General features: G+C 36.5%; 10 protein-coding genes. All 10 read left to right on the top strand.

The genetic code is table 11. The features are described from left to right. Positions 1 to 19 precede the first annotated feature (19 nt). The 10 genes from BLS15_RS01750 (at position 20) to BLS15_RS01705 (ending at position 13,024) form a co-directional block, all read left to right on the top strand. A complete protein-coding gene (locus tag BLS15_RS01750; protein WP_090509595.1) occupies positions 20 to 733 on the top strand; it encodes a hypothetical protein in 714 nt (237 codons plus the stop codon). 1 nt (position 734) lies between these two features. Next, positions 735 to 2,759, top strand: coding sequence for a discoidin domain-containing protein (locus BLS15_RS01745; protein WP_090509592.1), 2,025 nt, complete (start codon positions 735 to 737; stop codon positions 2,757 to 2,759). A gap of 15 nt (positions 2,760 to 2,774) precedes the next feature. Further along, complete coding sequence (locus BLS15_RS01740; RefSeq protein WP_090509588.1) at positions 2,775 to 3,971, top strand: hypothetical protein; 1,197 nt, start codon at positions 2,775 to 2,777, stop codon at positions 3,969 to 3,971. 28 nt (positions 3,972 to 3,999) lie between these two features. Continuing rightward, positions 4,000 to 5,364 (top strand): hypothetical protein, encoded by a 1,365-nt coding sequence (locus BLS15_RS01735; protein ID WP_090509585.1) that lies wholly within the window; start codon positions 4,000 to 4,002, stop codon positions 5,362 to 5,364. Continuing rightward, positions 5,365 to 6,990, top strand: coding sequence for a discoidin domain-containing protein (locus BLS15_RS01730; RefSeq protein ID WP_090509581.1), 1,626 nt, complete (start codon positions 5,365 to 5,367; stop codon positions 6,988 to 6,990). A 22-nt stretch (positions 6,991 to 7,012) separates the two neighbouring features. Further along, positions 7,013 to 9,541, top strand: coding sequence for a discoidin domain-containing protein (locus BLS15_RS01725; RefSeq protein ID WP_090509578.1), 2,529 nt, complete (start codon positions 7,013 to 7,015; stop codon positions 9,539 to 9,541). A 24-nt stretch (positions 9,542 to 9,565) separates the two neighbouring features. After that, complete coding sequence (locus BLS15_RS01720; RefSeq protein WP_021257610.1) at positions 9,566 to 11,500, top strand: CBM96 family carbohydrate-binding protein; 1,935 nt, start codon at positions 9,566 to 9,568, stop codon at positions 11,498 to 11,500. 142 nt (positions 11,501 to 11,642) lie between these two features. After that, positions 11,643 to 11,990, top strand: coding sequence for a hypothetical protein (locus tag BLS15_RS01715; RefSeq protein WP_021257609.1), 348 nt, complete (start codon positions 11,643 to 11,645; stop codon positions 11,988 to 11,990). Further along, positions 11,977 to 12,234 carry a hypothetical protein gene (locus tag BLS15_RS01710; RefSeq protein WP_021257608.1) on the top strand — a complete coding sequence of 86 codons (258 nt, stop codon included), beginning with the start codon at positions 11,977 to 11,979 and terminating at the stop codon, positions 12,232 to 12,234. Before BLS15_RS01715 ends, BLS15_RS01710 begins: the two co-directional genes overlap by 14 nt. Before the next feature lie 25 nt (positions 12,235 to 12,259). Beyond that, positions 12,260 to 13,024: a peptidoglycan recognition protein family protein gene (locus BLS15_RS01705; RefSeq protein ID WP_036592850.1), complete on the top strand. Its 765-nt coding sequence runs from the start codon at positions 12,260 to 12,262 to the stop codon at positions 13,022 to 13,024. The last annotated feature ends 380 nt before the right edge of the window (positions 13,025 to 13,404 follow it).

Here is a 13,404-nt window from a genome sequence, read left to right as displayed (position 1 = left end):
AATTGAGAGGTGAAGGTGGATGGCCAAGCCTAAAACGTCCGGTGTAGAGCGAGACTTCATTCTAGAAATGGAGGTAGGGGATTACATTCCCATGAGAATTTATGAGTATTCAAACAATCCATTCGAGTTCACTGGCGGGGTAAGTCCATGGGGAGGTGCTGGAAGTGACTACTTGACGCTTCCAGAGATTGATTATAGCGGTGCAGAAATAAATAACGCACGAGGGATTTTTTATTTTATTAAGGCAGATGAAGGTCTTCTTATTGCGGATAGAGTGATTAAAACAATCATTTCCTACAATGAATTAAAGGAAAAAAAAGATAACAATTACATCCAAGGCAAAGCCATGACTATAAATGGAGTATACGGATATATGAGATGCCTAACAGGAGGAGTTAGTCAAATAAATGACAAAGGGATGTTAGAGAATGATACGAATAAGGCAATATTAGGCGCTTACCCGCATGATAATGAGTATGACAAGTATATTGTTAATTCCAATTTAAATGGAAAAATTGAGGCGTGTGATGATGATGTATGGCATCATTTTAAATATAAAACAATTACGCAGAGTACACATTATTTAGATCCTGCACAATGTGTTGCAAGAGGTGGGAATAACAATGGGGCAGGGTTTGAGCTTCAAGATGTAAGTAGAAGAGCATCAACTGGGAACAATAGAAATGGATTCAGACCAGTTTTTGATTTTAGACATCTTTACGAGGTGAATTAATATGTCTTTATCTTTGAATAATAATTTACAGACGCTTAAAGTGGGGGATTATTTTTGGTGTAATTCTTATACTACAGATGTTAGATTTGATAGTATTGCTGACGAGATTACGGTTCCAGACGGAAACAACCATTATAAAAACGAGATAAAGTACAGATGGGTGTTAAATAATTTAGCTGTAAAAACAGATTACGAAGTAGAAACTAAGCAGATTAACAAGGATTGGACTGCTGCGGCTAACGGATATTTTAGATTTATTGTTGTTGATATAAAGAATAATGGAGATATTATCTGTATAGCTGATAGAAACATTTCTTATCGAACACCTTGGATAAATTATGACGCAAGGGGAGATAAAGGAGGGTTGATGCAAGTCGGCACATCCTATCATGAGCATGAGACTATTTTATACGAAAATATGTGTGTTGGCGGAACACCCATCTGGTCGTCTTGTCTGAATGGTAATATTGATCAGTACGGAGGCCAAAAGGCTTTTGGTGAAACAGCCGTAAAAGGTACATATTGGGCTACAGGACTATGCTTTGGAGATGCAAACTTTGATAAAGAGTGGATAGGGTATCAATTTAAAGATCCAGTGTCAATTCAAAGAGTAAATATAGTATTCGAAAATAGATACTGGACAGAAGTATATAATTTAAAAAAGTTATATTTAGAATACTCGGATGATGGGAACGACTGGGGATTAGCTAAGGAGTTAGATATAAAAATCGGGACTAATGCCGCCAACATTTGGCATGTATTGAACTTCAATCATGAACACCCATATAAGCACCAATTTTGGAGAATGCGATTTGGACTCGCTAATACGAATCTGACCAAAGATCCACTTAAATTAAATTACTTGGAAATGTGCGAAATCGCAACACGTAAAACCAATGACAAGCTCAAAGACTTTAATCCTATAATAACGTCAATTACTTCTAATGCCAAAAAAGATGAGGGATTTATAGAATACAATGAGTGGGATAAGTATATCAATTCAGATTTGAATGGCGTAATGGACAAGATAGGAGACAATTCAGTTTGGAATTTGAAGTACCCATCCTTCACTAACACACCTGCACATGGAGCATCAGTAGGTGTGGTTATAAGAGGTGGAGGTAACGGAGATGCAAGCGCCTTCGCAGTTGTTGATGCGAAAAAAAGATATGAAAATGATGTAACAACGGGTGTAGGGTTTAGACCTAAACTTATCCTTAAGCCGAAGAATAAAAGAGGCGAAAAGCGATATTTCTTCAATGCAAGTGGGCAATATAAAACATACGATTTAGGAAGTGAACAAGTTCTTGAGCCTACGGGACTAATTGATGAATTCATAGATGATGGTTCTACGATGGCAAGTACACAGCACCAAATAAAGGTCACTGCCAGCAATGGAACAAATGTCTGGAAACTATTTAATAACAATTCTGATTCTTGGGTATCATCTGATGGTGAGACAGGAGTAGAAATTACAATTGATTTAGGAGAAGGAACCGATAAAACGGTTGGTGGGTATGTGATGAAATACAATTTTGGTGAAAACACACTTCCCGCAGCCAATGCAACTGTAAAACAAGACATATACTCGTCTCCAAGAGATTGGGATGTTTACGGTTCTTTGAAAGGTGATGATTGGACTTTAATCGAAAAGCGGCGCGGAGTTTATTGGAAACAAAATGAAGGAAAGACATTTACGTTAGGCAAAGATGTAAAGTTTAGATTGTTCAAATTTGTATTCATTTCAAATAATAGTGATATTAAAAATGTTGCGATACAATATCTCAATCTCCATCCAACAAAGTATAAAAAAGTAAACCCATTTTGGAAACCGTTATCTACAACAATACCTTCACAAAAGATTATTAAAAGTGAGGGCATATCTGATGTATCGATATTAGATAGAAAAAACAAGATTAATAAAATGGACGCAACGTTCAGCAATAATCTTGGTTCTGGAAGTATATATAAGTTGGAACTAGACTTCTCTACATTACAGAAAATGTATAAATTGAATTTGCAATAAGGTAGGTGTCTGATAGTGCTTATAAAGAGAGTTAAGTTCAGCAATTTATCAACTAAAAGTTCAAGTGTAGTAAGCTTGCAAAGAATAAGGTTCTACAATAAAGATGGAGGAAAAATTAATTTTGGAAAAGTCATTACAAATAGTAGTCATACAAGGTTTGAGACTGAATTTGCATATTTAGATTCAATGGCGCGCTATGATGGGTCTGTTTATGACGCATTACATGATGGGTATTTTCGAATGGATGTTGCGAAACAAGACGCTAGAAGCAACTTTCAAATCGTGTTTAAAGAACCTCAAGCAATAAGCAAATTTGAATTAGATACAGCCCCGTTATGGCTTATTCATACCAATATTAAAGCTGAATTTTACAATACAAATGATGAACTGGTGAGAGCCTACATTATAAATCTGAGTGATTATGAATTTAGCAACAAAGGGTCTCTTCGATTGACTACCATTCCTACACCTGAACTCGCGGTCGAACAAAGGTATTTCATTTTAAGCGAAAAGAAAGCGAATGGAGTCACTAAAAGTTTCACTATAGAAAAAAAGGAAGTTAGTGCAATTCCACTATTTTTTGAGGACGAATTTGATAATGAAATTAACAGTGTTGATGCATATAAAGAGTATTCAGCAGAAAATCCAATAGAACATGTTTTTAAAAACAATAAAATAGATGACTTTGCTTGTGCTTATCAATCGGCTGATAGGAGCCATACGCTGTTTGCACACCCAAGCATTAAGGTTGACTTTAAAGAACCTAGATTAATTAACGCTGTTGAAATACAGTCATCAGGGGTAAAGAAGAATGCACATATCAGAATTGAAGGATATGACGAGATTAATAAAGAATGGAACCAACTATCTGAATACAAAGCAGAACTTTTATGTAATTTCAGTAAAATTCGAATGGAATTTGATAATGCCGCATTTTATTTCTCATATAGGATTACATTTGTAGATCTATATAGCGAATATGTACTGATAAACGATATTAAACTGATTGAATATCAGTCATTTCTTAAGGAGGTATCTATTTCTTCGCCAGAAGATTATAAAAGATACGGAATGAAAAGTGATGAATTCTATTGCACAAGTAATGTGCTTAAGAAGGTTGTCCAAAAAGATAAAACGAAATATGGTAGTGGGAATATATTTTCTAAATTGTTTGACAATAAAAATAAAGAAATAAAGAGCATCACAATTTGATTGTGATGCTCTTGAGTGAGGTGTAAATATGTTTGTACCAATACTTCCATTATTTAATGAAATGTATCGAATAAAACAAGGATTCGAAATTGCCACTAGTGAATATTTTCATACTTCAAAATCTGAATACAACGAATTTAACATGTGTGATGGAGATATGAATACCGCATGGGCAAATAGCACTTTTAAAAAAGTACATGCTAAATTCCAATTTTCAGAAGAATATTTCCCCCGAAAGATATCAATGACCTCTACTTCTGATGCGTCAAAGTCTCCTAAGAGCTTTAGGCTCTATGGAGTTCCTGACGATACACTGAATCTCATGAATACGTTTGGCTTGAAACAAGTGGATGAAGAGCCATCGTGGATTGGTTGTACTTTATTGCTAGATGTAAAAAATGAAACATGGAGAGAACAAGAAAGAAAAGAGTGGACTTTTAAAAATGACAAAAAGTTTAAAGCTCTCATCCTTTATATGTATGAAAAGCAGGGCGACTGGAATGGCAAATCAGAATATTCAATTGCAGAATTTCAGTGCTATGAATACATAGAAAATGAACGGAGTCTAATTAAGCGGAAAGTCGATGGTAAGCATGTAGGTATTACAAAACGAATTAAAACTCCATTCGTGGGTTTCAGTTTCGACGATATTAATGAGAAACGAAATCGATTCAAGCTTGTACCTAGTAGTCGTGGTTCGTTATCGATATATGGGATCTTCCATCTTTATTTACGAAATGGAGGGTGTATCTTATTTGGTGATGATTATTATGGTGGAAAGTTATACATGGAGTTCATCAAAGATGGAGATTATGATTTCAATGTTGGATTAGTTGCTAAACATGCTGAAAATTATGTTGCAACGGGAATGAACAATATACTATTTAATTTTTATGGCAAGGATCTATACGTTTATGGAGCAGAGAGAATTGGTGAGAAAACTATGATTGCACCTAACTCAGTATATGGTGTTCGAAGAGTTGGAATAGCAATGGATTTAGATAACAACATTTTCGAAGTTATTGTCGATGGGAAGAGTATGGGGAAAGTAAAAGTAAGAGAGTTGCCAAAACCGGTTATACCAATTTTTTGTGGCGGGGCTACGTCTAATAAGCTTCTTACAGAGGCAAAATTTATGCCTAGAGGGTTTAAGAATATCGTTTCCAAAATGGAATATGAAAATGTTATAGCAGTACTTCCCGAAAAAGTATCCGTTAATGATTACATGCTATATGGTATGCAAAAAGGGCAAAAAATAGAATTCGACAAGCCCTATATCAAAGAGTTTGTTTGGAGTAAAAAAGATGAAGCGTTGGGAGAAGGAAAAGTATTTAGTTATCAGTTTAAAGCAAAAGAGAATGTACAAAAAATCAAGTTAGATGAGGTGAAATAAATGAAGAACGAGATTTATTCGCATGGATTCGATCATCCTGTAAAAGTATACACAACCACCACTGAGACAGAAATGTACTTTCTCCAAGTTCCAATCAATGAGTTGTCTTTATGCAGATTGAAATCGATTAAATTTAGAGGACTACCAAACATCCAAACAAAGATGAAAATTGCTATCCTGCAAGAGACAAATAGGTACAGAGAATATAAAACTCTCTTAGCTAGAGAGCTGATTAATGACGGCAAATATGGGGATGACATTTATTATTTTGAGGGCATTGATATTACTTGTCCTAAAGAAACATTTCTAGCAATCATCTTCGACCAAAACACTAAAGTTCCTGCTGAAGGAGGTTGGTATAGAACTTATGTTCCTTGGGTGTACTCAAGATGCCTCAAAGTAAATTATGAAACAATCACGGATGGTAGTAGTATTGATATTTATAATTATCCAGCTAATGCAACATGGGAAATGCACTACCCGATTGAATTCGAAATTGAAACATACGAAACAAAAGCCGAAAAAATTTTATTCATGGATGAATCGGGAGAATACAAAAGATACCAATTTCCAAAATATATTGATCTTTCAAAAGCAAAAGAAAGTAGCAAACATATTTATAGTAGTGACACACATATAAATCACCCTAATTCTTTGTGGAAAGTTTATAACAATGAAGTCAATTCTGGTTGGGTGAGTGTAAATGGTCAGAATCAAATACGATTTATTACATATGACTTCGGAGTACCTACGACTATAGATAGACTTGAGCTTGAAGCATTACGAATTGCGGATAGTGTCAATTTTGGAATCCAGTATTGGACTTTTTTTGGTTCCAACGATAACAACAACTGGACACAGATTTACAAATGTGATAACAACTCAGTGGATGTAAATCGAGATGGATACAATTCTTCAAATGGTAGTCACATTAGATATATAGATTTCAAAAAAGTAAAACCGACGTTTCAATTCTATAAAATTGAGTTTGGTGATGGCTATCATAAAACTGCACCATACGACTATTCGGTAGGTGTTAAACGCATTGGGTTAATGAAATTTGTCGAAGAAGGTTGGGAGACAATCGGCAGGGATATAACAGACAAGGACTTCATAAAATACGGAATGTCTAAAAATGAAGTAGAAGCTTTGTCAGCAGCAGAGTTACGTCAATTAGATGGTGATTTCGAAGTTAAGATTTTCACCGAGATTTCTCAAAGCAATCCTGTTCTAATTAAAGAGGTAGAAAAAGGTGAATATCTTTCAAACCTCGTAGGAGATGAATTTGAAATTTTGAAGTACACAGAAAGTCCTTTAGCGGAAGAGGTTGAGTTTATTGTTGAAGATAATGAAAAGAAATCATTAGCTGATTATTTTGAAAATAATGTTGAATTAAGTATCTATTCTGAGGATGGGAAGCCAGAAGTTGAGTTGAGTACAGAGTACTCCCCAATAGATGATTATCAAGGGAATGACATTGAAGTGCTTGAGTATAGTGATGTTAACCCTATTGCAGAAAAAATAGAAGAAAAGCAGTTCGCAAATGAAACCTCTGAAAAGGTGGATAGTTTGCATATAGACAGCTTAGAAATAGATTTGAAGAATACAAGGGAGTTATTTAGGTAAACACATAGGGGTGTGATTAAAGATGGGAAAAGGATTATATGCACACAGCTTCGAGGGGATTAAAGGGAATATTAGGACCGTAATGCCCGAAAAATGCCGCGGTATTACGAGAATAAAGGACGAAGTGTTTATTGTTCCTAGCGATAAGAAAAATTATATGTATGTGTTGGACTTTTATTCCTTGACTATAAAAAGAAAGCTCCAACTGATGACTCCTCTTTGGGGAAGAGGTCTTGGCACGGATGGTAGGAAGCTTTTTGTCAGATTGGCTGATGATCCATACATGATAAAAGAAGTTGATATCCACACAGGCGAAACACTAAATGCACTAGTTAAGCCAGAAGTCAACATTTCGGATAATGGAGCATCTTCATTTTACATTGATGAAAAACGCAACCTATTATATATGGCAGACAATAAAAAAAGTGTCTATTGCTTCGATGCAACAACAGGTAAGCAGTTAGCTGTTGTTACATTATCTACAGATGGTAATCCATTAGGAGTTACAATAACAAATGAATTTTTTATTGTTTCTGTACACAGAGGAAGTTCTCCGGCACATATTTATTATGCCAAAATACCTGACTATGAGAATTTTGGGGCTGAAGAGTTCTCCAAATTGAATTTTACTTTTTACAATTATGAATCAGTTATTTTAGGTTGTTGTTCGATTGGCTCTTACATGTTATTCACAAAAGATAATGCTAATATAGCATATTTAGATTTGGAAAAGGTAATTGGTAAAGATGTAAGCAACGAGAGATTTCTAATCCATCATGACAATAAATACAAAACATTTGATTTGTTTGGAAAAACAAAAAGCCTCACAAGTTTAGTTCCTGTCATGACGACAAACAACTCAAATGGCATTGCAACATCAAGTCCCCATGAGGGTGCATATGAAGCATTTCGCGTATTTGACGGATTAGACAATACAGCATGGGTTACGGCAAAAACTCAGGTAAGGTCATGGTTGTCTTATGATTTTATTAGCCCAACTTTATTTAATACCTACGCATTGCAATCCAGAGAAGAAAACGTAGGCGAGTCACCAAGAGCATGGGATTTGGAAGCTTGGAATGGTTCACGATGGATAACGCTGGATAAACGCAGAAACGAAGTGAATTGGAATAAAAACGAAGTTCGAACCTATCATTTTCCAAATACGAACCAATATAAAAAAATCAGATGGAGATTTTATGAGAACAATGGGGCTGTACTTGGAGTCGCTTTAAGGAAAATTAACCTCTTCCATCTAAGCGACAGTGGGTGGCTCGAACTTTCAAAGCCAACTAATACTGAGTATGTATATAAACATGGAATAAGTGATCTAAACCAGATTAAGAAGGAAGATTGGAGTTTGCTTTCTGCCATTAACCCGAAGGTTAAACTTCTGAGATATACGCACGATTTACTTTCCGATATGTCCGAAGACAACAACATGCTTTATGTTGCAAAGAATGCGTCAAGAAGTATTGTGAGATCTCAATTCACACCATTGAGTCAAATTTCTATTCCTTTAGGTAACATCTCCATAAATGATGATGTTGAAAAAATTTCAATAGAGCTAACTAAAGATTACAAAGACAACATTCGATTATTTGTATCATTCGATAACGGCATGAAATGGGAGTCCTTTAATCAAGGTGAATGGAAGAATCTCGATATCACAGACGAGAATGATATGAAGAGAAATGGTATGCGAGTATGGGAATTTGAATCACTGAGAACAGAAGACTTTAAAGCAAAAGCTATTTATGGGTTTATTAAAATTGGGTTCATGTTTGATACAAAGCTTAACGAAAAAGGATCTGTGGATGTAGATAGCGTAAAGGCAAGCATCAATACGTACATGAAGGGTGCGCGTGTAAGTGATTTATCTCTCTATATTTTAAATACAACTTCAACCATTAACCTTTCATTTATCGGAAACAAGCTATCAGGCACATTAAGTGACTATGATTTGGGTCTTGTTCAATATCGTGTATTCCTTAATGATAAACCCTATTATCCGCTCTCAGGCGAGTTTACGAATCTACATGGTTCTCCAGAGGCAATAGCTCTTAATATTAAAAATACGGAAGTCAAAATTGGTGAAAAGAACACGCTTATTGTAGAGTTTAAGGATTATTGGGGCAGTGTAGACTCATGGACGACTCACTTTATCGGAACCTATGCAGGATTGATGTTTAGCGACAACTTAGGAAAGTACTACACAACAGATATCGGGGAAATCCTGAAATACTGGAATGCGGGTACGCTCGTTGCGGGACAGATCTCTTATGAAAATAAGATTACGCTCACGAACATGTATGGCCACAAGGTTACGAATATTGAGGTGAAGGGAATTAATGCTGATTTACCTAACGGAGTCAGAATCGAATTATCAAAGGAACAGTTCCCATTCACGCCAGAAGAAGTACTGAATTGGAATACAATACTAGACTACAATCAATCCGTGGAGTTTTTTGCCCGATTAGCTACAGAGCGAACGGCAAACTCAGTTCCGAATGGGAAATTCGAAATTAGAGCACGGGCCCAAAAAATTTAGTCCAATACAATGGAGTGATGGCAAGTGCATGAAGAATATGTTGATTTTAATGCGAACCTATGGGTGGGTTATGCGCATGATGATGTAGAATCAAGCATGTATGTTAGACACTACGATGAACCAGTCAATACAATGGCCGGCAAATATGTTCTGTATACAGGCAAGAGCATAGATTTGGATTCCTATATGTTTGTATACAAGAAAGCCTATAATGATTTGAACTCGTCTCTCATAGTCCGTGTACAAAACAAGTCAGAGTTAGATTCATTTGCGATGATCATGTATAAGGGGATCAGTGATAAGGAATCCACAATTGAGGCGATTGCCGGAAGTTTCGTGGAAAGTGTCATCGAAGTAGCGCCCAACAATCGAATGTACGGAGATTATGAACTGTTTGAGGCGCCTAGAATTATTCAAGAGCTAGTTCCCGTAAAGGATGCCTTTACGAGGGATAGTGTAAGGTATCAGTCGCAAAACTGGGGCACTGAGAAACAAATGTTTGTCGGTAGGGACACGAGGGATTATTTACATATTGAGAACTTCGAGTCATTTGTCGAATTTGATTTGTATGCTCTAGGTAAAGAAAAACTAATTGAAAAGGCCACGCTAAGACTATATTGTGCTGATGATAAGGTTGAAGGCCTAGATCTCGAATTTACGACAAATAAAGAGTTCTGGAATGAAATCGGTATCACAGCAGCAAATGCTCCAATGCCCCTGGGTCTGATAACAAACAAGTTCCTTTACAATAAACAAGAGCGATACATCGAAGTAGACATGACTGATATTGTACTAAAATGGTATCGCGACGAACAACCGAATTATGGTATAGGCATCAGATCGCAAGCGAACTCGTATGTAACGTTTTTCACTAGGGAGTTAGGGTATAAGCAGCCAAAACTATTTGTACAATATATTGATTTATCTAAATCTTATACGGCAACTAGATACTTGCTTGATGCTGAGATGTTTGTCATTGGACGTGGTTTTGCCGACCTGGATGCTAGGATCAACGTTAATAGCAATATCGGTTTTAGTTGGATGGATTCTTCCCTATATGTACACCGGGCGGATGTACCGATGCTTATGGACTATGACGCTGATATCTATGTATCAAGACCGGAGCTCCATTCTTCTATGTTTGTATATAAAACGGCTAAAAGCTATCGAGATGCAAGCTTAACGGTAAGATCGTTACTGCAATCTTCTGACGTAAAGACTCAAATCGATGCGACTAGACCTGAGCTCCATTCTGAAATGATTGTCGATAAAAATGCATTTCTCCAAGCTTCATTACAGACTAGGGCTTTTGTCGAGGATGATCCACGGGCAAATATAGAATCGCAAATGGAGTCCAACAAACCTGAACTCGGTGTAGTAATGGAAGTGTTTAGTTACAACGACTTATTTGAAGGAATCATTCAGGCAAAACCTTTAGTAAATGATGATGTTTCAGCGTTTATAAGTGTACCGACGCCGGAACAATATGACGATAAATCTTCCGTAATGTGGAGCAACAGACCTGAGTTGGGTTCTGAGATGCTTATCTATATTAAGGGCGATAGTGATTTAGAGAGCTATATGGAAGTCTATGAGCATGAGGATATCGAGACAAGCATAGCTTCAAGCAGTCCTGAATTGGTTGCAACCGTATTAGCTCAAATCGTGACCAATCTTAATTCCAGCATTGATGTTAGAGGTCATTCCATAATCGATTCAGTTCTTACGGTCAATGTGTGCAAGGATATAGATGCGACAATCGATATCAAAGCAATCCATGAAGTTGAGGCTGAGATGACGAGCAGCAGACCAGAGCTGTTCGGATACCTATTTAGAAGATATCAAGCGGACGAAGATCTTGTGTCTCAGACTACTTGTCGTCAAAGGGATGTTAATGATTTGCATGCAAGTTTTGGCATTAGATCTCAAACAGGTGGGGCCTATTATTTCATTATCTAAAATGAAGAAGTAGTAACTTAAAACGATAAAGAGGAGGTTTCGATCCTCCTCTTTTTTATGTTCTCTTGATGAATTTCTAGGGTCCTTATCACTTTATAAATTAGAAAGATAAACGATGCATTAAGCAAGAGGGTGGTTATGTGTGGAGGCATTGCAAATACTGATTCCGGTTATTACAGCGTTAGTAACAGCTATATTTACATTCGTTGCAACAAGGAGTACCAATCGCAAGGATGTTACGATTAGCGACCGAAAGGCACTAAGCGAAGATGAGAAAGCATTTAGATTAGAGCTGAAAGAGATTATAAATAGCTATAAAACCGATCTGGAGGAAGCAAGGGAAGAGATTCGAGTACTTAGCGAGGAAGTCGCTCAGCTTCACAAAACAAATCTCGAACTGACTTTAGAAAATAAAAGACTGCAAGTAAAAGTCGATGATTTGCGTGTAGAGCTGCAATCTTTTCGAGGTGGTCAACATGAAATGGATTAAAGATGGATTATCGTTGGATGAAACCAAAGTTTCAGCACTTATTATCGGATTTTTTTGCACACTAAGTATGGCTTTGTACCAAGCGTGGCAAATCGGGGACATATCGGACAATATGCTGATGCTGCTCGCTTATGAGCTGGGGGCGTTTACAGGCATTAAATGTGTGGAATCGTTTGCGTTCGCGCCCGGCAAAAAAAAATCAAAAAGTAGCTTCTCTGAAACGGAGACAGAAAACTTGCCATAAGAAGTAGATAGTATTGGGGGAGAGAATGATGTTCAAAATGAAATACGAAATTGTTAAGCAATACCTTACACCTAAGACACAAAGACGGCCAGGATTATCGATGCCCTATGTTGGATTTATCGTAAGCCATGATACCGGAAATGATGGCAGCTCTGCTTCAGCCAATGTAAGATATTATGAAAACTCACATAATGAAATGTCCGCATCGGCCCATACATTCATCGACGATAAACAAATTATCGAATGTATACCAGCTACAACGGCCAAGCCTGAAAAAGCTTGGCATGTAAGATATAACGTAAAGAAGGACAACGAATTATACGGGGGCGACGCGAACGATATTGCGATAGGAGTTGAATTATGCTATTCGCATAAGCGAGGCGCCGTTAATAATCTAGAAGCTTACAAACGGTATGTATGGTATCACGCCTATTTGTGCCATACATTCAAACTCGATCCTAGTAAACATATAGCAGGACATGATGAACTGGATCCAGAACGCAAAGTGGATCCTTTTAAAAATGCTTTAAAGCTCATGGGAATTAGTAAAGAACATTTCATTCAAGATGTTCAAAATGAACTGAAGTCATGCACTCAAATGAATAAATCAGATGGAGAATCGAAAGGTGTGAAGAAATTGGACAAACTTGCAGTAGCAGAAGCGCATAAAGCCATTGACCGACTAGCAAAGGAAGGAATTCTTTCTAGTCCTGACTATTGGAAAGCTCGTGTGGAAGAAAGTCTCCCTGTATGGGCGTATATGATTATGGAATATCGCAAAATCAAATAAACGTGTTAAAAGGAGCCTCGAATGGAATATATTCTAGTTGCATTCATAATAGCGGTTATTACACTTATTTCCATTAAGCGAAATAAGATATATAATAGATTAATTGAAATCGTTATTAAGTCGATTGTTAAAACAATTCAAAATAAGGAGCCAGAGATTGTATGCATGATATATAATCGGCTTCCGCCATTTTTCAAAGAAAGAACAAATTCCAAAATTGTAGCTGAAATTGTGAGCCTTACCATCCAGTTGTCCGGTGAGTTGTATGTGACCAAAAGAAATAAATAAGCATCAATATTCAATATGAAGTTGATATTTGTTGATTCTAAATAAGAAGTAATACATGAATGAGGTTTATGATGATATAATGTTGCTCTAGA

It is taken from the genome of Paenibacillus sp. cl6col (assembly GCF_900102125.1).
Classification (GTDB): domain Bacteria; phylum Bacillota; class Bacilli; order Paenibacillales; family Paenibacillaceae; genus Paenibacillus_B; species Paenibacillus_B suaedae.
The sequence above is the reverse complement of the archived record's forward strand: the minus strand, read 5'-3'. Positions and strand labels throughout refer to the sequence as shown.